Source organism: Pseudomonas sp. P7759 (assembly GCF_013386445.1).
Lineage (GTDB): Bacteria > Pseudomonadota > Gammaproteobacteria > Pseudomonadales > Pseudomonadaceae > Aquipseudomonas > Aquipseudomonas azotoformans_A.
The window spans coordinates 151,564-177,830 of sequence record NZ_JACART010000008.1; the positions used below are offsets into that span (position 1 = coordinate 151,564).

Consider the following 26,267-nt stretch of genomic DNA (forward strand, 5'->3'; position numbering starts at 1 on the left):
TTAAGTTTGACTTGCCCAGCACGGCCCACCGCCGCCTGAGTCCCTTCCAAGCTCGCCATACAGCCAGCGCTCATCGCTGACCGCTCGCTGCGAGCAATTCCTTCAAGATCGTTGCCGGGTCGGCCCGCTGTTGCTTGCGGTAGTTGCCGACATGGCGAACGAACAGTGTTGCGCGCGTCACCAGGCTCTTGCCGAGCACTGGCTTGCGATCCAACTCTTCCTTGATCCGTTGAAACTGCGCCTGGATCACCGCATCGGTGTAACGCGTGCCGGTGGCCAGGTTGTCGATATAGATCGCCACCGCGCCATCGAGCGCGCTACGGCCATTGGCAATCGCCATGTCGAACAGCTGCGCGCTGGCCTCGTCCTTGTTGTCCAGGGACTGTTGGCGGCTCTTCTGCAGGTTGGCCAGGCGGATGTTGTAGTTGGCGATGGTCTCGGCCACCAACGCGGCCGACTGGATCAGGTTGCCCGCCGCCTCTTCGCGTTGCTGGGCGATCAGCGAGACGTTGCGCTTGAGCTCTTCGTTGACCAGCCCCAGCTCGGCTTGCAGCTTGGGGTCGGCGCTGGCGGCGATGATGCTGTCCAGGCGCTTGGTCGGGTCCTGGGCATCGTCGATGGCGTCGGTCAGCGAAGCCAGGCGACCTTCTTTCTGCCATTGGGCGAACAACTCCTTGTAACGTGAACGCGGCGCCGACAAGGCACCAATCGCCACGCGGAACCCGGTGGTCTCGTTGCTTTGCTCGGTGCCGTCGGCGGCGAACAGCGGGTACTCGCGGCGCATGCCGGTGAACAGCGTGCCCTCGCCTTCCAGATAGTTGCCACCCTTGACCACAAAGCCGCCGTAGGTGCCCTGACGACGCCCGGCGTGCACCAGTTGGAAGGATTCCTGGACCATCTCTGCGGCGTTGCCGATCACGTCGAACAGACCGATCGGGTTGGGCAATTTGGTGCCGATGGGCATCAGGCGCGCGGCCTGGCCGGTGCCGCCGGCGACCTGGTTGAACACGGCGTAATCGCCGAGAGGGCCGTCGCTGTCACTACCTTCAGTACGGCGCGGGAACAGGCGCCCTTCCAGGTCCTGACGACTGACGGCATGTCCGCCGCGCGCGGCGAACTCCCACTCCACTTCAGTGGGCAGGCGCACAAAGCCGAGGCCGCCGTCATCCGCCGAAGAGCCGCGACCACTGACCGGCAGCAAGTCGCGGTGGTATTTCATCAACCAGGCGCTGTACACCGCCGAGAAACGCTCGGCCTCAAAACGCGACAGCTTCACCTTGGGCAAGCGCCCGGCCATGCCGGTAGGCGCGTCACACGCCGGCGCCGGTTCGCCGTTGGCCAGGGACTGCGCCTGGGACATTACCTGGGCGTACTGGCGTGCCGTCACTTCGTACTTGCCGATGAAGTAGAGCATGGGCTTGAGCGGGGTCTTGGCGTCGGTCTTCGGCATCAACGGCGCTATGACTTTGTTCCAGTCTTTGGGCAGGTCCTTGAGGGTGAACTGGCCATTGATGAAGTCGCGGCGGTAGCCGGAAATGAATGACTGCTGATAGCCCGCCTCGCCTTCGGCAAAGGGGTAGCCGAGGCTGATCTCGCGGTCATCCAGGGTGCCCTGGGCCAGCACGTAGGCATAGCGGAATACCATGTTGCCTTCGCACGGCAGCGGCAGGCTGACGTCGCCTTCCAGCGGCTTGGGGTTATCGAGTTTGTCACTCGCCTCATCGGCCCAGGCCATGGAGGCCAAGGTCAGCGCCACACAGGCGCCCAGTAACTTAAACATCTCTGATTCCTTCAGAAGCCTGGATCCGCGCCACTCGCCAACCACCACAGGCCGCCGCCATGGCGCTGACGCCCATGATTGCAACCAGGGCCAGGCCATAATGACGCGCCAACAGGTGACTGGCGTGTTCGCCCGGCACCTGCACGAATAACTGATTCAACGCCGCCTCGGCCAAGCCATACAGACCAGCACTGAGCACGGCGGCGAAGCCTGCGCTGTACAGCGCCTGCACCACCACAAACAGCAACAGCCCACCGGTGGAAAACCCCAACAGGCGCAACACCGACAATTCCCGACGCTTGCGCGCCACGGCGGCCAACGCCCCAGCGAAGATCGCCGCAAACCCTCCCGCCAACGCCAACCCGCAGATCACCCAGAACACGATCGACAGGTTGCGGCTCAACGACTGCACCTGCGCGATGGTCTGCGCCTGGGTCGACACCAGCAGGTTCTGCCCGGCGAAAAACACCCGCAAAGGTTCTACGTCGGTGAGGCTGCGCGCATACAGGCGAAATGCCGGGTACACGCGTTGTTCACTCACACCGACCGCTTCACCCTCCCAGCCCAAGGCCGGTACTGCGCGGCCATCACGGTAATCTTCTGCGGCTTCCAGCAATTTCAAATCGGCAAACAAACCGTCACGGGCAAAAGCTTCCAGCGGCAATACCGCCAGCACCTGCAAGCGCGTGCGCTGGGCCTCGAAGCGCCCTGCTACTTGCCGCGCAAAACGGGTCTCCAGCCAATCCCCCGGCCGTGCCGCCAGCTTCTCGGCGGCGGTGTGGCTCAGCACGATCTGGTCCAGGCCCTTGGGCACCGGCAGACCCACCAGCAAGGGATCACCCGAAGCGCTCGGCAGCATTTCCAGGGCCAAGGCGCCCACCTGCGCGGTCGCCGCAATCTGTCGCGTGCGCGGCAGTGCAAACGCCACATCGCTGCGCTGGCCGAGTTGCTCGATAAAGGCGCTGCTGAATCGACCACCGCCCAGCGGAATAATTTCACGGGTGGCGGGGTCGGTCTGTAAACGTTCGGTCAAACTGCTAACCAGTCCAAATTTCAGGCCGAATAACACCAGCAACGGTGCAATGACCGCGACCAGCGCCAGCACCGAACAGGCCGACAGCCAGGCATCGTTGCGATAGTCCTGCCAGGCCAGCGACGCCACCAGACCCATGCGCATCAGCACACCTCCCCGAGGGTCGCGGTGACGCCGCCGTCGGTGTCGCGACGGCAAATGATACGCCGCACCTGCAAGCCACTGGCGCGGGCCAGGGGTTCGTCATGGGTGGCGATCACACAGGCGGCACGGTGTTCGCGCGCCTGGGCCAGCAGCGCCTGCATCACGCGCTCGGCGTTCAAGGGGTCGAGGGACGCCGTCGGTTCATCCGCCAGCACCAGTTGCGGCGCATGAGCCAGGGCGCGGGCACAGCTGACACGCTGGCGTTGACCCACCGAGAGCGCTGCCGGTTTCTTGGCCAACTGGTCGCTGATCTCCAACTGCTCGGCCAGGCGCGCCACGCTGCCGTCGTCCTTCAAGCCCAACAGTTGCCGGGACAGGGCGATATTGCCGCGCACATCGAGAAACCCCAGCAGGCCGCCGGTTTGCAGCACATACCCCAGGTGCTGGCTACGCAGCGCGGCCAGCGTGGATTGCTGATCGGTGCGCCACAACCCGGCAATGTCCTGCTGATGAAATTCAAACTGCCCGACCTGATCCGGCGCCAATACCAACGCCAGCAGATCCAACAAGGTGCTCTTGCCGCTACCGCTGGGCCCGACAATCGCCAATTGCTCACCCGCACGCAGCGTCAGCGCCGGAATCACCAGGCTGTAGCGCTGGCTGCCGACGCCCCGGCTCTTGTGCACCGCGTTCAGGTTCAGCATTACGGCAAGGTCGACAACGGCACGCGGTACAACGCATCGCCCGGCTCGGCATCGCCGAAACGGACCCAGTTGGCCACATCATTGTGGAAGGTTTCGTAGAGGCGGATCTTCGAGTCCAGCTCGTCGATAAAGTCTTCCTGCTCGGCCACGCTCAACGACAACCACAGGTCCTGGGTCATGTTCAGCGACTTGCTGCGGTACGGCAGGCCTTCCAGGTATTCACCCAAGATGCCGCCGTCGGCCAGGTTGCCGCCCTTGCGCAGGGCCTGTGGGTCGCGGCTCATATAGGCGGAGGCGCTGGCGATTTCCTGGAAGAAATCCTTGGGTGAAGTCTGGGTCTTGCGCGCTGCATCAACGATCAGTTTCAGCGACTGCTGCAGGTCGTTGAGCTGCAACTTGGTCAGCATCACGCACACCTGGAACGCCGGCAGTGCCGGGTTGGTCAGGTCGCGGTCGGCGGTCCAGGCGCTGACCAGTTGTGGCGCCTGGCTCGCGGTTTTACGCCCGAGGAAATCCATGTGCATGGCATAACCGACGGCAGCGGATTTATCCGCCAGGCTCGGCGCGCTGCTCAGCAACGGCACCGGCTGTGGCGTGTTGCTGCGCACTTGATGCACGAGGTTGGCGAATACCGTGCCGATCTCATCCACACGTTCACCGAGCTTGCGCACATCGCCGCCGGGCACCGCCGTGTACAGGTCACCGATCTGCGGGTTGGCGTCAGCGGTGAGGATGCGGTACTGGCTCTCGGCACCGGCATGGGTTTTCTTACCGGCGTCGGTGCGCAGGTGCAGGGCGTAGATCTTGATCTGCTTGCCCAGCGCAGCCTGGCGCACCTCGGCTTCGTTCATCTGGGTGGCGGCGAACGGATCGTTCTTGCGCAGCGCGCCGGCATCGGTGACCAGCAGGATGATGCGCCCGCCATAGCCCGACCAATCCATGCCGTCCACCGCCTGCATCACCCCGGCGAACGCATCTTCGTTGAACGAATGGCTGGACACGGTGGACGCCTTGACCTGCCGCGCCATGTCGAGGAAACGTTGCGGGTCGCGGCCCTGGTCGAGGGTGATCAGGGTCTTGGCGACGTATTCCAGGCCAGGGGTTTTCTTGATGCTGCTGCGAAAGCCGACCATGCCGAAGCTCACGCTGTCCAACTCGCCGCGTTCGCCGATGCGGGTTTGCAGTTCGTGCACCACGTCGCGGATCTGGTCGATGTAGGGCTGCATGGAAACGGTGGTATCCACCACCAGCACAACCGCCGTGCGAAAGGCGTCGGCGTTGGCCTTGATCACCGGCGTCGAGGGCTTGGCGGCCGCGCTGATGCCGGGGTCGATGGAGGCCACATTGAGCAACTGCACTGGCTGGCCGTTTTCGTCGAAGGTCTCTTTGGAATCGAAGATCGGCAGCAGGTAGAACTGGTTTTGCGGCACCGCACTGGCGGTTGGTTCCAGGGCCAGGATCTGGCTGTTGTCTTCACTGTTTTTCTGCGCCTTGGCCAGTACGCCTTTGGCGGCGGTCGGGTCAGCCAGCAGTTTTTCCACTTCAGCGGATTGGCGCAGGAACATCACCGGCGCCCGACCCGAACGCTCGGTGAACTTCAAGACCAGGCTCTGCTTCCAGTCGCTGACCTGGGACGCAGGCAACCAGCCGTCGCTGCGACCATCGGTGGCGGCGCCGACGCGTACCCATGGGCTGCCTTCGATATCCTTGAGTTGGTAGACGTAGAGCACGGAAAACGCCGGCAAGGCCTTGCCCGGCGCACTGCCGGCGTCGGTTGAAAGCTTGGCGCCGGGTTTGCTGAGGACGCGCTGGAACAGGGTTTTCTTGCCCGCCATCAGCAACGGACGCTGGCCGCCATCCACTTCTGCCACAGCCGGCGCCACTGGCGGCACAACCACCGCAGCCGGGGGTTTGACCACAGGTTCATCGCTGCCGCTCAACCACCAATAACTGGCACCACCAATCGCCAACGCAACCGCCACCGCAACCGCGGCCAGTGCCAACACCGGCCCACGGCGCTGCTCGCTGTGCTGGGACGGCGGCACCACCGGTTGGCGCACCGGCTGGGGTTTCTCGGTGGGGATCTCGATGGATTCCGGGGTGATGCCGGCCAGATCAAAATTCATCGGGATCGGCAACGGGCGCACCAAGGTGGCCTCTGGCGATTCCGACGGCAGGTTATCCAACGCCCGCAACAACGCCGCCGCATCCGCGAAACGCTCCGCCGGATCCTTGGCCAACAGCTTGCGCAGCACCTCCTGATACCGGCCGTGGTGCACCGGCAATTCGGGCAATGGTTCAGTCAGGTGCGCGAGCGCCGTGGAGAGCGCATCGGTGCCGGTATAAGGCAGCTTGCCGACGAGAATCTCGTACAGCACCACGCCCAGCGCATACAGGTCGGCGCGACCATCAATCTCCTGGCCCCGCGCCTGCTCTGGGCTCATGTAGCTTGGCGTGCCTACGGCAAACCCGGCCTGGGTGAACTGGGTGCGATCATCCAGGGACTTGGCGATACCGAAATCCGACAGCACCGCCGTGCCGTCGGCGCGGAACAGAATGTTCGCCGGTTTCACATCGCGGTGCACCAGGCCCTGGGCATGGGCATAGCCCAGCGCCGAGGCGATCTGGCGAATCAGCGTCACGCCCTTCTCCGGCGTCATGCCGACGGCGATGCGCTCCTTGAGCGTGCCGTTGGGCAGGTATTCCATGGCCATGTAATACAACTCACCGACATTGCCGATGTCATGGATGGTCACCGTGTGCGGGTGCGACAAGCGCGCCAGGGTCTTGCCCTCACGCAGGAAGCGTTCGCAGAAGCTCGGGTCAGCCGCCAGCGCCGCCGCCATCACCTTCAACGCCACCTTGCGCTCCAGGGAACGCTGGGTCGCCAGGTACACACTGGCCATGGCGCCTTCGCCGATCTCGCCCTCGATGTCATAACCGGGAATGACGATGTTCATGCCGATACCTTCACAACGATGGCGGTGATGTTGTCCGGCGCACCCCGGTTGAGCCCCAGGTGCACCAGGCTGCGCACGATTTCATCCGGCGTGTCGTGGCCGAGGACTTCGCGGATCTCATGGTCTTCGACGGTCTTGTTCAGGCCGTCGCTGCACAGCAAGTAGCTGTCACCGGGGGCGATCAGCAGGTCGACCACCGCCAGTTCCAGGTGCGCTTCCACGCCGATCGCACGGGTGACGATATTGGCGCGTGGATGGGTGCGGGCGTCGGCTTCGCTGAGCAGGCCGCTGTCTTGCAGGTCTTGCACGTAGCTGTGGTCGCGGGAGATGCCTTCGAGCACACCGTCGCGCAGGCGGTACAAGCGGCTGTCGCCAGCCCACAGGCAAACCCCGCGCAGGCCACGGGCGGCCAACAGCACCACGGTGCTGCCCATCATGGTCACGCCACGGTGGGCGGTTTCTTCGCGCACGGCGGCGTTGATGCGCAGCAGGTCGTTGCGCAGCGCCGCCGTGTACTCATCCAGGGAGCGGCCCACCGGCACGCTGCGCAGGCTGTCGACGATCAGGCTGCTCACATAGTCCCCCGCCGCATGCCCGCCCATGCCGTCGGCCACCACCCACAGGCGGTTTTCCGGCAGGTCCAGGCAGGCGTCTTCGTTGACCTGGCGCACCATGCCCACATGGCTTTTGCTCGCGGATTTGTACGTCGACCCCATCTACACCACACCTTCTTGTCCGAGCAAAAACTGCGCAAAATCGCCAGCGGCAGGCAGGCCCTGACACCGCAACAAACCAGGGGAAATCGTCTGCGAACCACGGCCCCACCACAGGCTCGCGCCTTCGCAGGCCTGTTCGGCCAGGGCGGTCATGCGCCCGTGAGGCACGGTGGCGGCCACCCGTTGCAAGCCGGCGAAACGGCCACCCACCGCGCGCGGCTCGCTCGCCGGAAAGCCAAGGTTGTCGAGGCCGTCATTGAAGCTTTCGAAGGTGGCACCGGCATCCAGGGTGCTAAGCAACAATTCTTCAGCCTGCTCGAACCAAGTGTCCGGCCCGCCGACCAGGGATGCGGGATTGGTGTCGTGATCGAGCAACGTCACCACCGCCAGCGGGAAATAACGCCCGACCCAGTCGATGCTCGGCATCACCACACCCGCCGCCGCGTCCGGCCCGCACACACCCGGCGCCAGCACAAAGCGCCACAACGGGCTGACCAGGTAGGTGTTGAGCCAATCGCCGCCGAGGCTGTTCTGACTGGCAAGCAGACCCGCCGCCAACCAGCTGTCCCACGGACCGATGAAACTCTGGGGCAACGCGCGGCTGACGAAGTCGCCACGGCTGGCCAACTTGCCGTAGAAACCCAAGGTCGTCATAGCCGCTCCGGCAGGCTGAAACCACTGAGTACGCGGCTCTTGAACGGGTTGAACGCGCTGTTGGCGCGCAACTCGTAGGCGATGCTCGCACCGTCCACGCGCAGGCGCAGGTTGAAACGGTCCGGCGAGTTTCCGGCGGTGAGGTCCGACTGCTCCAGCAGGCGGAACCACGCCCACGGCCCGTCCAATGTCACGCCGGAACGGCCACTGGCGGCGGGCGGCATGATGGAGAGACGCACCACGCCAATGCTGCCGGGGTTTGGCCATTGCATCGCCACCGGGCGGCTTGGGCCGTGGTCGTAGCTCAGTTGCTGACCGTCCAGGTCCAGCAGGAACTGGGTGATGGTCGGGTCCATCGACACCGGTTTGAGTTCGAAACGCACGATGGGCTGAGTGCCACCCGAGCGGAAGAACGCATCGCGGATCGTCGCTGCGCGCTGGAAGGCTTGCAGCACGCCCGGAGCAATGCCGAGCTTCTGCGCCGCGCCCGGCTGCCAGCGCCAGGTCTGCGCGGAGGTGTCTACGTAAGGCTGCAGGTATTTGCGGAAGTAGTTGTCCATCACCCCGCCCACGCCGAAGAACTGGCCGAAGTCATCCAGGGTCGCGTCCCGCGCACTGCCCGGCGACATCGGGTAGCGGCCGGCCAGGGACTGGCGATACACGTTGACTACTTCGCTGGCCCAGGCCGCGTTCAGTTGATTGCGCACCCCGCCCATCATGCTGTTGGTGGTGGAATTGACCACCGACTTGACCATGCCCTGCACCAGCGGCGGCTGGCGCTCGGCATTCAGGCTGACCCGCGTGGCCGCTGCCGCCGCCTGGTTCTTCGCCTCGCCGAGCAAGGCATCACCGCTGGCGCCGACCATGGCGCTGACCTGCACATACAGCGCGTTCATGTCGGTGAGCAGGCCATCGATGGCTGCCGGTTCGCCTTCATTCTTGCTGACGATGCTGTTGAGTTCGGCAAAGTGTGCGGTCACCGGATCATCCGCCGCAGTAGGTGCATTGGCGCTCGGTTGCTCCTGGCCAAGCAGGCTGCCCAGGCGCTCCTTGAGCTTGTCGACGCCGCCTTCCACCGGCACGCCTTTGGCGGCCAATTGGCGCTCTTCGGCTTGCAGGTCGGTTTCCTTGGCGACCGCCACCAGCAGTTTTTTCAGCGGAGAAGTCGGGCCGGATATCACCCGTAACACGTCGGCCGCCTGGGCCACGCTGGTGATCGGCACAAAGTCGATGTCCGCCAGCAAGGCGTCCCACTGGCGCTGGTAGTCCTGGAAATACAGGCGACGTACGTCGGCGGCCAGGCTCACCACATTCTGCTGGTCGGCCTGTTCATGGCCCAGCACCCATTGCTCTTCGGCCAGGGTGCCGGTCTGGTTCAGGCTGCTCAGCAAAAACGCTTGGCGATAACCCTTGGCGGTGAAAAACCCACTCAACGGCTCGCCCAGCGGCTTGCCACTTTTGCGGCTGAACACCAGCGCCGCATCACGGCCGGCGGCTTCGTTGAGGCGAAAGTCCGGGATGCCTTCAGGCAGTTTCTGGCGCTTGACGCGGTCATACACGCGCTGGGCCACCGGCAGCTGTTGCAGCTGACGACGCAGGTCGTCGATCAGTCGTGGATCCAGGCGCGCATTGGGCGGATGGCGTTCGAACAACGACTGCAAGTGCCCGGCCAGTGCCTGGCGTTGATCGGCCGGCAGGTCGCGCGGCAGGTTGCGGTCCCAATCGAGGGCGATCCAGGCCTTGATGAAGTCCGGGTCGTAATGCTCGGCATCGGCGAGCATCAGGTAGGCTTTGAGGCCTTCGTAGAGGAAGTCGGAATTGCCGCCGCCGTGCAGTTGTTCTTCGATGCGCGTCACCAGGCGTGGCGCGAACACGGCGATCAACAGCTTGCGGTAGACGCTGGCGGACTCGGCTTCAAGCATGTCGCCCTGGTACAGACCCAGGCCTTCGGACCAGCTCGGCGAGTCGCCGGCCAGGTTCTTCACCGCATTGAGCAATGGCAATACCGCGAGGATGTCACGCTGCGCCGGGCTCAGGCTCTGCACGGTCTGGCCCAGCGGTGCAACCTTCTGGTCGACCTGAGCGATATACGCCTGGTTGGCGCGGTAACTCACCCACCACAAACCGCTGACCACCACGACAGTCGCCACGGTGGCGGCCAGCACGCCGCGTGCAATCCACTTGCGTCGGCGCTCGACCTTGGGGTTCACCCCAACCAAGCCGCGCTCGGCAAACGCCACGGCGGTGAAGAGTTTTTCGATGAAGTAACTGCGGCCCGTGCCGCTCTGGCGCGCCAGGTGCTGACGATCCAGGTTCATGCTCTGGGCCATTGCGCCGATCAGGCGGTCGATCGGGCTGCCTTCCTGGGTGCCGCTGGTGAAATACACACCGCGCAGCAGCACGCGCTCTTCAAAGGCATTGGGCTTGAACACACCTTCGAGGAAACTTTGCAGGCAATCCTTCAATGCGCCGAACTGCTGCGGGAAGCCGTAGATCAGGTCGCGCCGCGCCGGGTCGCGCTCCTGTTGCAGGCGTTCGACCAGACGTTCGTTGAGGCGCTGTTCCAGCCCGGCGAACTCGCTTTGCAGGTGCGCCAACGGGCTGTCGCTGTTTTTGCCGTCGTCCAGGGCAAAGGTCATGCCCCACACCTGGGCGCGTTCTTCCTTGCTCAGGTTGTCGAAGAACTCCATGAAGCCCGGCACCAAATCGAGCTTGGTCAGCATCAGGTAGATGGGAAAACGCACGCCCAGTTGGGTGTACAGCTCCTGGATACGCAAGCGGATGGCGGCGGCATGGGCGGCGCGCTCGGCATCGGTGCCGAGCAACAGGTCCGACAGGCTGATGGCGATAAAGGCGCCATCGATGGGACGGCGCGAGCGCTGCTTTTTCAGCAGGTCGAGGAAGCCCAGCCAGGCGGCTTTATCCACCGTGGAGTTGCTGTCCTGGGTGGTGTAGCGGCCGGCGGTGTCGAGCAACACGGCCTGATCGGTAAACCACCAATCGCAGTTGCGCGTACCGCCAACACCCCGCACGGCACCCGCGCCCAACTGCGCGGCCAACGGGAAATGCAGTCCGGAGTTGACCAGCGCCGTGGTCTTGCCCGAGCCCGGTGGGCCGATGATCACGTACCACGGCAGCTCGTAGAGATTGCGGCGCTCATCGCCACCGAGCTTGGCCTTTTTCAGCAGCGCCAGGGCCTCGTCCATGCGCTGGCGCAGGGTGGTGAGTTCTTCGACGGTGGCGACGCTGTTGGGGTCTGCCGGGGTTTCGGCGGCCAGGCTGCGCATCACTTCGGCGGCCTGGCGCCGCGCCTGGATGATGCGGAACACGCGGTAGGCCATCCACACCGCGAACACCAGGATGATCAGCGCCCAGCGGCGACCTTCCGGCACCAGCACGTCGAGCAACGGCCCGACAAACCAGATGATCAGGCTCAGGGCGATCAGGCCCAGCACGGGGATCACCCAGCGAATCATGAAACTGAAAAACGCCTTCACTCGACGCCCTCCGCCAATACGGTGATTTCAACCCGACGATTGCGGGCGCGGCCTTCTGCGGTGGCGTTGGTCGCCACCGGCTCGGTGTCGCTGCGCCCTTCTGCGCTGAAGCGCTCCGCCTGGCCGGTCTTGGCCGCGAGGATGTCCAGCACCGACTTGGCCCGCGCTTCGGACAGCGCCCAGTTGGACGGGAAACGCAGCGTGGCAATCGGGCGGTTGTCACTGTGCCCCGTCACGCGCACCTGGCCTTTGACTTTGCGGATGGCGTCGGCGATGCGCAGCATCAGCGGTTGGTAGTCATCGACGATGCTGGAGCTGGCGGACGCGAACAGCTCGTCGCCACGGATGGTCACCACCGAACGATCGACCGCATCTTCCACAGCAACGCGCCCGGCCTTGATGTCTTCCACCAGGAAGCCCGCCAGGCGCGGACGCTCGATGACTTTGGGTTGTGCCACCGGGCGGTCGATGGCCTGCACCGGAATTTCGCCCAAGGCGTGGATGTTCTTGAACACCGGCTCGGCATCCGACGCCAGCTTCATGCGCAAACCAAACAGCAGCGCCAGCAGCAACGCCAGGCCGATGGCCACGGCGATCCACGGCGGCATGAATTGCGCCAGGCGATCCCGCGCCACGGTCACGCCGCGCCAGTGTGGCGACAGTTCACGTTCGTGTTCGCCACGGGCGCTGCGAATGGCGGCAGCCGTGCGCTCGCGCAGGGTTTCCAACTGGCTGCGACCGTCATTCATCACGCGATAGCGGCCTTCGAAACCCAGGCACATGCACAGGTACAACAGCTCCAGCAGGTACTGGCGTTCCCGTGGGCTTTGCAGGCAGTGGTCGAGCAACTGGAAGACCTTTTCGCCGCCCCAGGCCTCGTTGTGCACGGTGATCAACAGGCTCTGTTTGCCCCAGTCACTGGTGCTGCCCCAAGGCGTGCTCAACACCGCTTCATCCAGCGCAGTGCACAGCGCATAACGCGCCAGCAGTACTTCGTTGCGGGCGACACCGGCCGCTTCGGCGCGCTCTTCGAACTGGCGCAGATAGGCCAGCAACTGCGCGCGCAGGCTGGCCGGCGCCGGGTGGGCGATGGTGTTGCGCAAGCGCGTCAGCAGGGCCAACAACGGGCCGGCGGCGCTTTCCAGCGGGTTGAGGCCCTGGCTCTTGCCGGTGAGCATCGGCGCTGCTGGCATGGCCAGCGGCGAAGGTTCGGCACGTGCAGGTTCCGGCGCCCGGCCACCCGGACGCGGCATGAACTGGGTGCGGTCATCATCATTGGGATGCATCGCGGATTATCCTCGGATCGCCCAGAAGGCCAGGTTCAAGCCCGGAAACTGCCCGGCGATGTGGAAGGCAAAGCCGCCGGAATTGCCCAGCTGTTGCCAGGCCTCGCTGCCGCGATCCAGCTCGTAGTAGGTGGAACCTGCGTGGTACGGCAATTGGCGCGGCGCCACGGGCAGAGGCAACAGGGTGATGCCCGGCAGTTGCAGGTTGACCAGGTCGCGGATGTGTTCCACCGAACCGACTTTGCTCTGCTGGCCGAAGCGCGCGCGCAGGGTTTCGCCGGGAACATCGGCACGCACCACGAGGATGAAGCTGGCGTTGTCGAGCAGGGTCTTGTCGGCCAGCATCGCCACGTGGACGCCGTAGGCTTTCTCCACAATCGGGATCGGCGTGGCCTTGCTGTCGATCAGCATCGACAGCGCTTCACGCAGGGCGGCCATCACCGGGGCAAAGCTCAGGGCCAGGTCGTCGTGCTGGTACTGCGGGTATTCCTGGGGGCGGCGGCCTGAGGTCGAGAAGGTCGAGAACTCTCCCGCCAGGCTGACCAGTTCACTGAAGAAGCGCTCCGGGTGCAGCGGGCTCAACTGGCTCAAATGCTGGATCAGCGGTTGGGCGCGGTTGACCAGTTGCAGCAGCATGAAATCGGCAATCTCCGACGCGCCACCGGCACCCGAAGCGACCACGCGTCCCGCCAGGGCTTCGCCGCGCTGATGCAGCAGGCCGAGCAGCTCGCTGCGAAATGCCGTCAGCGGTTTGCTCGCCGCCACGTCCAACACGGGCGGGATGTAGGTGTCGTCGATGACCAGCGCGCGGTCGGCGCGTTTTTCCTTGATGCGCACCAGGCCAATAGCGGCGTAATCGCTGATGCCATCCTGGGGGGTGAGCAGGCGCAGGGCGCGGGCGCCCACGGCCACCGGGGCGCGGTTTTCGAAGGGTGCGTTGTCGTCACGCACCTCGCGAACCTGGCTCACATAACGCGCCGCTTCCAGCGCTTCGCCCTCCTCCACGGTATCGCGGGCGCCGGCACGCTTGAGCGGCAGCGCCAGGTACACCAGGCCGTCGCGCAGGTTGTCATCGATGTTCAGCGGGCTCGGCGCCAGATCGTCTTGGGGAATGTTGAACGGCGTACCGTCGGGCAACAGGCCACGCGCCGAGACAATCGCCAGCTTGCCCTGGGCCAGCAGGCCCTGGTCGATCAGCAGTTCGGAAAAGCCCCAGGCCCCGGCAGACAACGGGCGGCTGCGGGCATCGATCAGGTTTTCCAGGTAACGGTCATGCTGCTGGAAGTGCTGCGTTCCGATGAACATGCCTTCCGACCAGACCACGCGATTGTTCCAGGACATGGGGGCTCCGATTGCTTCTTATTGGGCAGGGCTGGATGGGGTGACCACGACGTCGGCGCGCACGGCACGCACATCGAGGCTGATCTGGTATTCGGTGTATTGGCGCGCGGGCACGTTGATCACCGTGCGCCATTGCGCGCGGTCCAGCTCGCGATAGCCCACCAGCAAACCGATCTGGCGCGTGGACGGGTCGAGGTCGCGCTGGATGCTCAGTTGCTCGCCGGGCTGCACCATCACTTCGTCCTGGTCCAGCAGGTCCAGGCCAAGGGTCGATTGGGCGCGGTCGGCCAGGGCGAAGTAATCGGAGCGGGCGAAGGTGGCGGCGTTTTTCAGTTCGAAAATGCGCACCCGCACCGGCGCGGCCTGGCCGTTGGCGCCGGGGTTGAGCCCGTTGATCGCATGAAAGTGCAGCTCGACGGCGGCCGTCTCCGCTTCGGCCTCGGCGGTGGTTTCGGGTTTGGCGGCGTCTTTGGCACACGCTGTCAGCAGCAGCAAGGTAGCGGCTGCGAGTAAAAACCTGGGAATCATCCTGCGTCCTCAATGACGTACTTAGCTATCCGTTTATCCATGTGTTGCGGCGCGGTTTTATCGACGCTGTCGTGCGCTGTGCTCTTCGTAGGCCCGGCTGAACTCGCGGCCGAACAGGTCCTGGAAATCTTCCTGGGCCTCGCGGGAAATATTGCTGTAGAGCTCGGTGAACTGCTGCCAGTACTGGGCCTGGCGTGAGCCGTTGAAAATACTCGAGAGCCCGCCAGGCTTGCCCATGCGCTCTTCCAGTTGTGCTGGCTCAAAGCGCGTGAGCAGGTGTTTGATCGCCGCTTCCACGCCGGCCATCACCGCCAGTTGGTGGGCGCGCAGGTCGTTGAAACTGTCACGCACGGCGGCATCCGGCGCCATAAACGCTTGGTTACCGTGGCGAAGTAAAAGCAGTAACGCTTCGTCAGCATTCGGGGCGAATTTCAACGGATTGTTTTCGGCGGGCTGGATCATGGTCTGCTGCATGCGGAACTCGCCCTTGAGGCTGGCGCGGGCACGCAACACATCGATCAGGCCTTCGACCATCAGGCGATAACTGCGGCCAATATTTTCCATCTGGGCCTCGGCCTGGGCTTTGTCCAGGCGCAGCTGATCGAGGCCGGCGCCGCGCAAGAAGGCCTGCAGCAGGTCGGGTTGCTGAGTGTCTGTCACAGGCTCGACCGCAGGTGGCGGCGCAATGACCGGCACGGGCGGTGGCGCGATGAGCGCGGGCGTGTCGCCAAACAGGTCCCAATCTTCGGGAATCACCGAGCCTGAAACCACGGGTTTCTCGACCGCAACCGGCGTCGGTGGCCGGAAATCGTGTTGCTCGGAAGGTACATGGTCCGCCACGGTCGGCGGCGGTACGGCGGTGGGGCTGAGGAAGTCGAACAGGTCCGGCAGCGTGTCCATCGACGAAGCGCCCTGGAACTGCGGCGCGATCACTGGCACCGGTGTGGGCGTGTTCGCCACGGCGCCCATCAGCGCTTCAAAGCTGTTCGGTGAGTCGCCGGCAAACGGCTGGCTGTCGACGGCCTGCACGTTGAAGTCGATACGCGCCTGGATCTCGTAATCGCCGATGCGGATCAACTCGCCATCTTGCAACAGCTCGCTATTACCTCTACGCAAACGAATACCGGCGTTAACCAACTCCACTCCGTTTGTACTGTTATCCGTTAGATAATAACGACCATCTTTGTATTGAATAACGCAATGTTGCGAGGAGACCAGGCGCTCTGGGTCAGGCAATACCCAGTCATTATCGGAACTGCGGCCAATAGCCATCGAGCCCTGATTCAAGGACTTTTCGGAGCACTGCCCAGGGGTAATCTTGTGATAACTAGTGATAGTCAAACACAGCGACATCTTGCCTCCTTGCTGATACTTCGCGCGCGGTCGATTCCCAGGACAGCGCCTCCCGGGATATCGCCATCAGGTCGAGCAATCGACCGTCTAAAACCTGCCAATGCCAGCATGATCGCTGATCTTAACTGGGCTCTATGACAAAAATCCTGTCCCGGTGCGTCGTTCGACCCACCAGTCGCGCAGGTTGTTAAGCACCGCACATCTGTCACAGAGGGCGAATAGCTTACCTTGACAAGGCGTAAGTACTACACCAAAAATGCACAACTTCTTGAATACCAGTGATGGCACATTAGTGGCATCTTGCTTATATGACCAAGAAAACATGCAAAGTTCCTCGCGCAACTAATGCATGAATTGCCCGCCATCTAACGGGCTGATAGGGAGATCAAATTCAGTGGATGTGCCGTTGCTGCTCACCGCCGTTTCCGCGACTTCGCCGTGTGGCGAAGACATGGAATATGACGCGCAATTTCTGCAATTGGAGCGTGATGCCAAGGGCCAACCCGAGCGCAGCATGGGCGACTCCATCCTGCCCGCTGAACCGCCGGAATGGCGCAGTATCCAGCAGCAAAGCCTGGACTTGCTCGCGCGCAGCAAAGACCTGCGCATCACCCATTTCCTGCTGCAAAGCGCCCTCGCCCTCCAAGGCGTCGCTGGCCTGGCCGAAGCACTGACGCTGATCGACGCGTTGCTGCGCGATTACTGGGCCGACCTGCACCCGCGCCTGGATGCCGACGACGACAACGACCCCACCGTGCGCATCAACGCCCTCACCGGCCTGACCTGCGACACCAATATTCGCTTGCTGCGCGAAAGCATCCTCACGCGTTCGCGCACCTTCGGCCCCGTGAGCCTGCGCGCGGCGCTCAACGCCAGCGGCCTGTTGAGCTTCCCCGACGAGCAACTCGGCGCCCAGCAGCTCAACGCCGCGTTCCTCGACAGCGACCCCGAGCACCTGCAAGCCACCCGCGACGCGCTGATGGCGGCGCGTGGGGCGTGTGAAGCCATCGAACGGCAGGTCAATGATCAGGTCGGTTCCGCCCAGGGCGTGGACCTCAGTGCCTTGAAGCAACCGCTCAAACAAGCGTTGCAAATACTCAATCAAGCGGTGCCCGGCAGCAGCGTTCCCGAGGCCGTCAGTGAAGACAGTGCCCCCTCGGTCGAATACGCCGCCGCCCCCGCAGCACCGCGCCCGGTTGGCGATATCGCCAGCCGCGACGACGTGCTGCGCAGCCTCGACAAGATCCTTGCGTACTACACCCGGTACGAGCCTTCGAGCCCGCTGCCGGTGCTGTTGAACCGGGCCAAGCATCTGGTGCACGCCGACTTCGCGGCCATCGTGCGCAATCTGATTCCCGACGGCATGTCCCAATTTGAAAACCTGCGCGGCCCGGACGGCGAGTAAACCGCCCGACTGTGCAGTAACAACACCGTCGCTCAAGCGACCAGGAGCAGCAACGTGGCGAAGCAAAGTTCTCAGAAATTCATCGCGCGCAACCGTGCGCCTCGAGTGCAGATCGAGTACGACGTCGAGCTTTACGGCGCCGAGAAAAAGGTCCAGCTGCCCTTCGTGATGGGCGTGATGGCCGACCTCGCCGGCAAACCCGCCGAGCCTCTGGCGCCGGTGGCCGACCGCAAGTTCCTTGAAGTGGACGTCGACAACTTCGACTCACGCCTCAAGGCCATGCAGCCGCGCGTGGCGTTCCACGTACCGAACGAACTGACCGGCGAAGGCAACCTGAGCCTGGACATCACCTTCGAAAGCATGGACGACTTCAGCCCGGCCGCCGTGGCCCGCAAGGTCGACTCGCTGAACCAACTGCTCGAAGCCCGCACCCAGCTGGCCAACCTGCTGACCTACATGGACGGCAAGACCGGCGCTGAAGAAATCATCATGAAGGCGATCAAGGACCCGGCACTGCTCCAGGCACTTGCCAGCGCGCCGAAGCCTGCAGGGGATCAGTAATCATGACCGACAATACCGCCCGCGAAGGCAGCCAGATCCTGGGTGCCACCGAAGAAGCCAGCGAGTTCGCCAACCTGCTGCTGCAAGAGTTCAAGCCCAAGACCGAGCGCGCCCGCGAAGCCGTGGAAACCGCCGTGCGCACCTTGGCCGAACAGGCCCTGGCGCAGACCGACCTGGTGTCCAATGACGCGATCAAGTCGATCGAGTCGATCATCGCCGCCATCGACGCCAAGCTGACCGCCCAGGTCAACCAGATCATCCACCATCAGGATTTCCAGCAGCTGGAAAGCGCCTGGCGTGGCCTGCACTACCTGGTCAACAACACCGAGAGCGATGAGCAGCTCAAGATCCGCGTGCTCAACATCTCCAAGCCGGACCTGCACAAGACCCTGAAGAAGTTCAAGGGCACCGCGTGGGACCAGAGCCCGATCTTCAAGAAGATGTACGAAGAAGAATACGGCCAGTTCGGCGGCGAACCTTACGGCTGCCTGGTGGGCGACTACTACTTCGACCAGTCGCCACCGGACGTGGAACTGCTGGGCGAGTTGTCGAAAGTCTGCGCCGCCATGCACTCCCCGTTCATCGCTGCGGCCTCGCCGACCGTGATGGGCATGGGTTCGTGGCAAGAACTGTCGAACCCGCGCGACCTGACCAAGATCTTCACCACCCCGGAATACGCCGGCTGGCGCTCGCTGCGTGAATCGGAAGACTCGCGCTACATCGGCCTGACCATGCCGCGTTTCCTGGCACGCCTGCCGTACGGCGCCAAGACCGACCCGGTGGAAGCCTTTGCCTTCGAAGAAAACACCGACGGTGCCGACAGCTCCAAGTACACCTGGGCCAACGCCGCGTACGCGATGGCGGTGAACATCAACCGTTCGTTCAAGCACTACGGCTGGTGCTCGCGCATCCGTGGTATCGAGTCTGGCGGTGAAGTGGAAAACCTGCCGGCGCACACGTTCCCTACCGATGACGGTGGCGTGGACATGAAGTGCCCGACCGAAATCGCCATCAGCGACCGCCGTGAAGCGGAGCTGGCGAAGAACGGTTTCATGCCGCTGTTGCACAAGAAAAACACTGACTTCGCTGCGTTCATTGGCGCCCAGTCCCTGCAGAAACCGGCCGAATACGATGACCCGGACGCCACCGCCAACGCCAACCTGGCCGCGCGCCTGCCGTACCTGTTTGCCACCTGCCGTTTCGCCCATTACTTGAAGTGCATCGTGCGCGACAAGATCGGTTCCTTCAAAGAGAAGGACGAAATGCAGCGCTGGTTGCAGGACTGGATCCTCAACTACGTGGACGGTGACCCTGCGCACTCCACCGAAACCACCAAGGCCCAGCATCCATTGGCGGCTGCCGAAGTGATCGTGGAAGAAGTCGAAGGCAACCCGGGTTACTACAACTCCAAGTTCTACCTGCGCCCGCACTATCAGCTTGAAGGGCTGACGGTGTCGTTGCGCCTGGTATCGAAGCTGCCTTCGGCGAAAAGCGCGTAAGTAACAGCGAACTCGCTCTACTGTGGGAGCGGGCTTGCTCGCGAATGCGGTGTGTCAGTCAGCAGATATATTGACTGGCCCACCGCATTCGCGAGCAAGCCCGCTCCCACACAAAACACATCGAGTGGCTCGGGCCACACAGGGAGAAAACATGGCTGTTGATATTTTCATCAAGATCGGCGACATCAAGGGCGAGTCCATGGACAAGGCCCACAAGGACGAAATCGACGTGCTGAACTGGAGCTGGGGCATGGCCCAGTCCGGCAACATGCACGTGGGCGGTGGCGGCGGCGCGGGCAAGGTGAATATCCAGGACCTGTCGCTGACCAAGTACGTCGACAAGGCGTCGCCGAACCTGATGATGCACTGCGCCAGCGGCAAGCACATCGACAAGGTCAAGCTGACCGTGCGCAAGGCCGGCGGCGAAAGCCAGGTCGAGTACATGGTGATCAACCTGGAAGAAGTGCTGGTGACCTCCCTGAGCACCGGCGGTTCGGGCACCGATGACCGCCTGACCGAGAACGTCACCCTGAACTTCGCCCAAGTGATGGTTGACTACCAGCCGCAGAAAGCCGACGGCACCAAAGACGGCGGCGCGATCAAGTTTGGCTGGAACATCCGTTCCAACACCAAGCGCTGATAGCCCTTGAGGCCGTGGCTTCGCGCCACGGCCACAGCCCACTTGTCCCTCTCACACCCCGTCCGTGGAGCCGCTTTGGTGGTCACTGAAATCGCTTCCCGCGACCGTCTGCAACCGTCCCTGTTGGACCGGCTGACCGACGACGATCCAACCAATCCCAAGGAAAGCGCCGACAAACGCGTGCTGTCCCTGACCCAATTGAAAGCCTCGGTGCTGCGCGACCTGGCGTGGCTGCTCAACACCACGTCGTTGCTCGATGCCGATGCCACGTTGCACACCCCGGCCGGTACTTCGGTGGTCAACTACGGCCTGCCGGCGCTGGCGGGCAACAGTGTTTCCAGTGTGGATATCAAGGCGCTGGAAGCGTTGATCTACCAGGCTATCGCCACCTTTGAACCGCGCATTTTGCGCCACACCTTGCGTGTAAAAGCCCGCGTCGGCCATGGCGAGATGAACCATAACGCGCTGAGTTTCGAGATCGAAGGCGACCTGTGGGCACAGCCGGTGCCGTTGCGCCTGCTGCTGCAAACCGATCTCGACCTGGAGTCCGGCCACGTGCGTGTCGTGAATGCCGACCAGCGGAGACGCCCATGAACCCGCGCCTGCTGGAGCTGTACAACCAGGAACTGCACCACGTGCGCGAAAGCGCCGCCGAGTTCGCCAAGGAATACCCGAAGATCGCCAGTCGGCTGACCCTGTCCGGTATGGACTGCGCCGACCCGTACGTCGAACGTTTGCTCGAAGGCTTTGCCTACCTCACGGCCCGCGTGCAGCTCAAGCTCGACGCCGAGTACCCGACCTTCACCCACAACCTGCTGGAAATTGCCTACCCGCATTACCTGGCGCCCACGCCATCGATGACCGTGGTGCAATTGCAGACCGACCCGGATGAAGGTTCGCTGGCCAGTGGTTTCCCACTGCCCCGCGACACCGTATTGCGTGCTGCGCTGGGCCGCGAAACCCAGACTTGTTGCGAGTACCGCACCGCGCATCCGGTGACGCTGTGGCCGTTGCAGGTGAGCAACGCCGAATACTTCGGCAACCCCGCCGCCGTGTTGGGTCGCCTGGCCGCCAGTGAGCCGAAAGCCAAGGCCGGCCTGCGCCTGACCCTGCGCACCGGCGCCGAATTACCGTTCAACAGCCTCGACCTGGATAACCTGCCGCTCTATCTCAGCGGTGCCGACGAGCAACCCTTCCGCCTTTACGAGCAACTGCTGGGCAATGCCTGCGCGGTGTTTGCACGCCAACCGGGTGGCGATTGGGTCGAGCGCCTGCCGCAGGATGCACTGCGCTCCCGTGGTTTTGACGATGCCGACGCCGCCATGCCGGTGGTCGCACGCGCGTTCCAGGGCTATCGCTTGTTGCAGGAATACTTCGCCCTGCCCCACCGTTACTTGTTCGTCGAGTTCGCCGAGCTGAGCCGTGCGGTCAAACGCTGCGACGGCCAGGAGCTGGAGCTGATCGTGTTGTTCGACCGCCATGAGCCGAGCCTGGAAGGCAGCGTCGGCGCGGCGCAGTTCCTGCCGTTCTGCACGCCGGCAATCAACCTGTTCCCCAAGCGCGTCGACCGTATCCACTTGTCCGACCGGGTCAACGAACACCATGTGATCGCCGACCGCACGCGGCCGATGGACTTCGAGATTCACTCGTTGAGCGGCATCACCGGTCACGGTACCGGGCCGGAGCAGCCGTTTTTGCCGTTCTATGCCGTGCGTGATCCGTCGCGCTACGGCCGCGACCTGGCCTATTACACCGTACGCCGGGAGCCCCGCGTCTTATCCAGCGACCAGCGCCGCAACGGCCCACGCTCCACCTATGTGGGCAGCGAGACCTTTGTCAGCCTGGTGGACAGCCGCCAAGCGCCCTACGGCCATGACTTGCGCCAACTCGGCGTCACCGCGCTGTGCACCAACCGCGACTTGCCCCTGTTCATGAGCATCGGTAACGGCAAGACCGACTTCACCCTGGCCGACAGCGCCCCGGTGCTGTCCGTGCGTTGCGTGGCTGGCCCGAGCCGCCCGCGCGCCAGCCACGCCCATGACGCCAAGGCCTGGCGCTTGATCAGCCAGTTATCGCTCAACTACCTGTCCCTGAGCGAACAGGGCCAGGGCGCGGCGGCCTTGCGCGAACTGCTGCGCCTGTACGGCGACAGCAACGACGCCGCCCTGCAATTGCAGATCGAAGGCCTGCGCGAGGTCAGCAGCAAAGCCGTGACCCGACGTTTGCCGATGCCCGGCCCGATCGTGTTTGGCCGTGGCCTGGAAATCACCTTGGAGTTTGATGAAAACGCGTTTCGCGGTACCGGCGTGTTCCTGCTCGGTGCGGTGCTGGAACGCTTCCTGGCACGCTACGTGTCGATCAACAGTTTTACCGAGACGGTGATCCGTACCACCGAACGCGGCGAGATCATGCGATGGAAAGCCAAGCCCGGACGTCGTCCGACCCTGTGAGTACCCTGGATGCGATGCATCAGGAGCCCTGGGAATACGATTTCTTCCAGGCGCTGCGCCGTATCGAGTGCGAATCGCCGGAGCTACCGCGCCTGGGCCATTCCCTGCGCCTGGCAGACGATCCGCTGCGCCTCGGGCAACAGGCCGATTGCACCTTCGCCCCGGCCACCCTGGCCTCGGTCGATCCCGGTGGCGACGGCAAGCCGGCGCGGCTGGAGCAATTCTTCTTCGGCCTTGGCGGCCCCAATGGCCCGCTGCCGCTGCACATCACCGAGTACGTGCGCGAGCGCCAGCGCAACAACGCCGACAGCACCAGCAAACAGTTTTTGGACGTGTTCCACCACCGCCTGCTCAGCCTGTTCTACCGGGCCTGGGCCGAGGCGCGGCCGACGGTCAGCCACGACCGACCGGACGATGATTACTGGTCCGCGCGCCTCGCCGCTTTAAGTGGCCGGGGCATGCCAAGCCTGCTGAATCAGGGGCTAATCCCGGATACCGCGAAGCTGCACTACAGCGGCCACCTGTCGGCGCAAACCCGCTATCCAGACGGCCTGAAAGCCATTCTCAGCGAGTACTTCGGCCTGCCGGTGGAGATTGAAGAATACGTCGGCCAATGGCTGGAGTTGCCCGAGCGCAGCCGCGTCAGCGTGAGCGCCAACCGCCTGGGCGTGGACTTTTGCCTGGGCAGTTTCGTGTGGGACCGCCAGCACAAATTCCGAATCCGCCTGGGCCCGCTCAAGCTGGACGACTACATGGGCATGCTGCCTGGCCACCCGCCGTTCAACGAACTGGTGGCGTGGGTGGCCGAGTACCTGGGCCATGAACTGGACTGGGACCTCAACCTGGTTTTGCAACAACCCGAAGTGCCGGCGCTGCAACTCAATGGCCAGTTCCGCCTGGGCTTCAACACCTGGCTCGGCAAGCCCGAGCATGACGCCAACGACCTAATCCTGGCCCGGCATTACGCCGATCACGCCACCACCTCAAGGAATCCAGAGCATGGGTGAAATCAGTCGCGCCGCACTGTTCGGCAAACTCAACAGCGTGGCCTACAAGGCCATCGAAGCCGCCACCGTGTTCTGCAAACTGCGGGGCAATCCGTATGTGGAACTGGCGCACTGGTTCCACCAGTTGCTGCAATTGCAGGACTCGGACCTGCACCGCATCATCCGTCAGTTCAACGTGGAGCCGGCGCGCCTGGCCCGTGACCTGACCGAAGCGCTGGACCGTTTGCCGCGTGGCTCGACGTCGATCACCGACCTGTCCTCCCATGTGGAAGAGGCCGTGGAACGCGGTTGGGTCTACGGCAGCCTGATGTTTGGTGAAAGCCAGGTGCGCACTGGCTACCTGGTGCTCGGTATCCTGAAGACGCCAAGCCTGCGCCATGCGCTGTTGGGCTTGTCTGCCGAGTTCGACAAGATCAAGGCCGAAGCCCTGAGCGAGCGTTTCGACGAGTACGTCGGTGATTCGCCGGAAAACGCCTTGAGCGCCAGCGATGGTTTCAATGCCGGTGCCGTGCCCGGTGAAGCCAGCGGTGCCATGGCGCCGAGCGCGATGGGCAAGCAGGAAGCCCTTAAGCGCTTCACGGTCGACCTGACCGAGCAGGCCCGCAGTGGCAAGCTCGACCCGATTGTTGGCCGTGACGAAGAGATCCGCCAACTGGTCGACATCCTCATGCGTCGTCGCCAGAACAACCCGATCCTCACCGGTGAAGCCGGCGTGGGCAAGACCGCCGTGGTCGAAGGCTTCGCCCTGCGCATCGTCGCCGGTGACGTGCCGCCAGCCCTGAAAGACGTGGAACTGCGCAGCCTCGACGTGGGCCTGCTGCAAGCCGGCGCGAGCATGAAAGGCGAGTTCGAACAGCGCCTGCGTCAGGTCATCGAAGACGTGCAGGCCTCGCCCAAGCCGATCATCCTGTTCATCGACGAAGCGCATACGCTGGTCGGTGCTGGCGGCGCCGCTGGGACTGGCGACGCAGCCAACTTGCTCAAACCTGCATTGGCTCGCGGCACCTTGCGTACCGTGGCCGCGACCACCTGGGCCGAGTACAAGAAGCACATTGAGAAAGACCCGGCCCTGACCCGCCGCTTCCAGGTGGTGCAGGTGGCCGAGCCGTCGGAAGACAAGGCGTTGCTGATGATGCGTGGCGTGGCGTCGACCATGGAGAAACACCACCAGGTGCAGATCCTCGACGAAGCCCTGGAAGCCTCGGTGAAGCTGTCCCACCGTTATATCCCGGCGCGCCAGTTGCCGGACAAATCCGTGAGCCTGCTGGACACCGCCTGCGCCCGCGTCGCCATCAGCCTGCACGCGGTGCCTGCGGAGGTGGACGACAGCCGTCGTCGCATCGAGGCGCTGGAAACCGAGCTGCAAATCATCGCCCGTGAGCATGCCATCGGCATTGCGATTGGTGCGCGCCAAACCAACACCGAGGCGCTGTTGAGCGCTGAGCGTGAGCGTCTTGCGACCTTGGAAAACCGTTGGACTGAAGAGAAAACCCTGGTGGACGAGCTGCTAGCCACCCGTGCAACGCTGCGTGAAAAGGCGGGCGTGGTCGACAGTGGCAACGATGAGTTGCGCGCTCAACTGGTCGACCTGCAACAACGCCTGAGCGCCCTGCAAGGCGAAACCCCGCTGATCCTGCCGACCGTGGATTACCAGGCCGTGGCCTCGGTGGTCGCTGACTGGACCGGCATCCCGGTGGGCCGCATGGCGCGCAACGAACTGGAGACCGTGCTCAACCTCGACCAGCACCTGAAGAAACGCATCATCGGCCAGGACCATGCCCTGCAGATGATCGCCAAGCGCATCCAGACCTCCCGCGCCGGCCTCGACAACCCGAGCAAGCCGATTGGCGTGTTCATGCTGGCTGGCACCTCCGGGGTGGGCAAGACCGAAACCGCCCTGGCCCTGGCCGAAGCCATGTACGGCGGCGAGCAGAACGTTATCACCATCAACATGAGCGAATTCCAGGAAGCCCACACGGTGTCGACCCTCAAGGGCGCGCCACCGGGTTATATCGGCTACGGCGAAGGCGGCGTGCTGACCGAAGCCGTACGACGCAAACCCTACAGTGTGGTGCTGCTGGACGAGGTGGAAAAAGCCCACCCGGACGTGCATGAGATCTTCTTCCAGGTGTTCGACAAGGGCGTGATGGAGGACGGCGAAGGCCGGGTGATCGACTTCAAGAACACCCTGATCCTGCTGACCACCAACGCCGGTACCGAGCTGATTTCCCACGTGTGCAAAGACCCGGCGAACATCCCCGAGCCGGAAGAAATCGCCAAGGCCCTGCGCCAGCCGCTGCTGGAGATCTTCCCGCCGGCGCTGCTCGGCCGTCTGGTGACCATCCCTTACTACCCGCTCAGCGACGAGATGCTCAAGGCGATCACTCGCCTGCAACTGGGCCGCATCAAGAAGCGCGTAGAGAGCACGCACAAGGTGGCGTTCGATTACGACGACGCGGTGGTCGACCTGATCGTTTCGCGGTGCACCGAGACCGAAAGTGGCGGGCGCATGATCGACACCATTCTGACCAATAGCCTGCTGCCGGACATGAGCCGTGAGTTCCTCACGCGCATGCTCGAAGGCAAGCCGCTGGCGGGGGTACTGATCAGCAGTCGGGATAACGAATTGCACTACCAGTTCAACGATTGACCTGAAGAAATGCGGTAAAAACTGTGGGAGCGGGCTTGCTCGCGAAGGCGGTGTGTCAG

19 protein-coding genes are annotated in these 26,267 nt (G+C 63.6%); 8 read left to right on the forward strand and 11 right to left on the reverse strand.

Translation table 11 applies throughout. The features are described from left to right. Positions 1 to 70 precede the first annotated feature (70 nt). The 11 genes from HX823_RS11555 to tagH are packed head-to-tail and all read right to left on the reverse strand — an operon-like array spanning position 71 to position 15,996. Complete coding sequence (locus tag HX823_RS11555; RefSeq protein WP_177074914.1) at positions 71 to 1,780, reverse strand: SUMF1/EgtB/PvdO family nonheme iron enzyme; 1,710 nt, start codon at positions 1,778 to 1,780, stop codon at positions 71 to 73. After that, the gene (locus HX823_RS11560; protein WP_177074915.1) at positions 1,773 to 2,957 is read right to left on the reverse strand and encodes an ABC transporter permease; all 1,185 of its coding nucleotides are present in this window, start codon (positions 2,955 to 2,957) and stop codon (positions 1,773 to 1,775) included. The genes HX823_RS11555 and HX823_RS11560 overlap by 8 nt, the downstream gene beginning before the upstream one ends. After that, positions 2,957 to 3,661 carry an ABC transporter ATP-binding protein gene (locus HX823_RS11565; RefSeq protein WP_177074916.1) on the reverse strand — a complete coding sequence of 235 codons (705 nt, stop codon included), beginning with the start codon at positions 3,659 to 3,661 and terminating at the stop codon, positions 2,957 to 2,959. Before HX823_RS11565 ends, HX823_RS11560 begins: the two co-directional genes overlap by 1 nt. Continuing rightward, positions 3,661 to 6,621: a serine/threonine-protein kinase gene (locus tag HX823_RS11570; protein ID WP_177074917.1), complete on the reverse strand. Its 2,961-nt coding sequence runs from the start codon at positions 6,619 to 6,621 to the stop codon at positions 3,661 to 3,663. Before HX823_RS11570 ends, HX823_RS11565 begins: the two co-directional genes overlap by 1 nt. Beyond that, complete coding sequence (locus HX823_RS11575) at positions 6,618 to 7,337, reverse strand: PP2C family serine/threonine-protein phosphatase (RefSeq protein WP_028618488.1); 720 nt, start codon at positions 7,335 to 7,337, stop codon at positions 6,618 to 6,620. The genes HX823_RS11570 and HX823_RS11575 overlap by 4 nt, the downstream gene beginning before the upstream one ends. Next, positions 7,338 to 7,991: a type VI secretion system-associated protein TagF gene (gene tagF / locus HX823_RS11580; protein ID WP_177074918.1), complete on the reverse strand. Its 654-nt coding sequence runs from the start codon at positions 7,989 to 7,991 to the stop codon at positions 7,338 to 7,340. Continuing rightward, a complete protein-coding gene (gene tssM, locus HX823_RS11585; RefSeq protein WP_177074919.1) occupies positions 7,988 to 11,488 on the reverse strand; it encodes a type VI secretion system membrane subunit TssM in 3,501 nt (1,166 codons plus the stop codon). The genes tagF and tssM overlap by 4 nt, the downstream gene beginning before the upstream one ends. Beyond that, a complete protein-coding gene (locus HX823_RS11590; RefSeq protein WP_177074920.1) occupies positions 11,485 to 12,774 on the reverse strand; it encodes a DotU family type VI secretion system protein in 1,290 nt (429 codons plus the stop codon). The genes tssM and HX823_RS11590 overlap by 4 nt, the downstream gene beginning before the upstream one ends. Positions 12,775 to 12,780: 6 nt before the next feature. Next, the gene (tssK, locus tag HX823_RS11595; RefSeq protein WP_177074921.1) at positions 12,781 to 14,115 is read right to left on the reverse strand and encodes a type VI secretion system baseplate subunit TssK; all 1,335 of its coding nucleotides are present in this window, start codon (positions 14,113 to 14,115) and stop codon (positions 12,781 to 12,783) included. An 18-nt stretch (positions 14,116 to 14,133) separates the two neighbouring features. Next, positions 14,134 to 14,643 carry a type VI secretion system lipoprotein TssJ gene (tssJ, locus tag HX823_RS11600; protein WP_177074922.1) on the reverse strand — a complete coding sequence of 170 codons (510 nt, stop codon included), beginning with the start codon at positions 14,641 to 14,643 and terminating at the stop codon, positions 14,134 to 14,136. 57 nt (positions 14,644 to 14,700) lie between these two features. After that, on the reverse strand, positions 14,701 to 15,996 hold the full coding sequence (gene tagH, locus HX823_RS11605) for a type VI secretion system-associated FHA domain protein TagH (protein ID WP_177074923.1): 1,296 nt from the start codon (positions 15,994 to 15,996) through the stop codon (positions 14,701 to 14,703). Positions 15,997 to 16,390: 394 nt separating this feature from the next. Here tagH and tssA point away from each other — a divergent pair, with 394 nt between their 5' ends. The 8 genes from tssA to tssH all read left to right on the forward strand — a co-directional run bounded on the left by tssA (position 16,391) and on the right by tssH (position 26,208). Beyond that, positions 16,391 to 17,401, forward strand: a complete 1,011-nt coding sequence (tssA, locus tag HX823_RS11610) for a type VI secretion system protein TssA (protein ID WP_177074924.1) — start codon at positions 16,391 to 16,393, stop codon at positions 17,399 to 17,401. Between the two features lie 54 nt (positions 17,402 to 17,455). Continuing rightward, entirely contained in the window at positions 17,456 to 17,962 is a 507-nt protein-coding gene (tssB, locus tag HX823_RS11615) for a type VI secretion system contractile sheath small subunit (protein WP_010207547.1), read from the forward strand. 2 nt (positions 17,963 to 17,964) lie between these two features. Next, positions 17,965 to 19,461 (forward strand): type VI secretion system contractile sheath large subunit, encoded by a 1,497-nt coding sequence (tssC, locus tag HX823_RS11620; protein WP_010207548.1) that lies wholly within the window; start codon positions 17,965 to 17,967, stop codon positions 19,459 to 19,461. 151 nt (positions 19,462 to 19,612) lie between these two features. Continuing rightward, positions 19,613 to 20,101 (forward strand): type VI secretion system tube protein Hcp, encoded by a 489-nt coding sequence (locus tag HX823_RS11625; RefSeq protein ID WP_005792512.1) that lies wholly within the window; start codon positions 19,613 to 19,615, stop codon positions 20,099 to 20,101. A gap of 78 nt (positions 20,102 to 20,179) precedes the next feature. Then, on the forward strand, positions 20,180 to 20,695 hold the full coding sequence (tssE, locus tag HX823_RS11630) for a type VI secretion system baseplate subunit TssE (protein WP_005792513.1): 516 nt from the start codon (positions 20,180 to 20,182) through the stop codon (positions 20,693 to 20,695). After that, the gene (tssF, locus tag HX823_RS11635; protein WP_177074925.1) at positions 20,692 to 22,551 is read left to right on the forward strand and encodes a type VI secretion system baseplate subunit TssF; all 1,860 of its coding nucleotides are present in this window, start codon (positions 20,692 to 20,694) and stop codon (positions 22,549 to 22,551) included. Before tssE ends, tssF begins: the two co-directional genes overlap by 4 nt. Further along, positions 22,515 to 23,558, forward strand: coding sequence for a type VI secretion system baseplate subunit TssG (gene tssG, locus HX823_RS11640; protein ID WP_177074926.1), 1,044 nt, complete (start codon positions 22,515 to 22,517; stop codon positions 23,556 to 23,558). Before tssF ends, tssG begins: the two co-directional genes overlap by 37 nt. Beyond that, positions 23,551 to 26,208 carry a type VI secretion system ATPase TssH gene (gene tssH / locus HX823_RS11645; RefSeq protein ID WP_177074927.1) on the forward strand — a complete coding sequence of 886 codons (2,658 nt, stop codon included), beginning with the start codon at positions 23,551 to 23,553 and terminating at the stop codon, positions 26,206 to 26,208. The genes tssG and tssH overlap by 8 nt, the downstream gene beginning before the upstream one ends. The last annotated feature ends 59 nt before the right edge of the window (positions 26,209 to 26,267 follow it).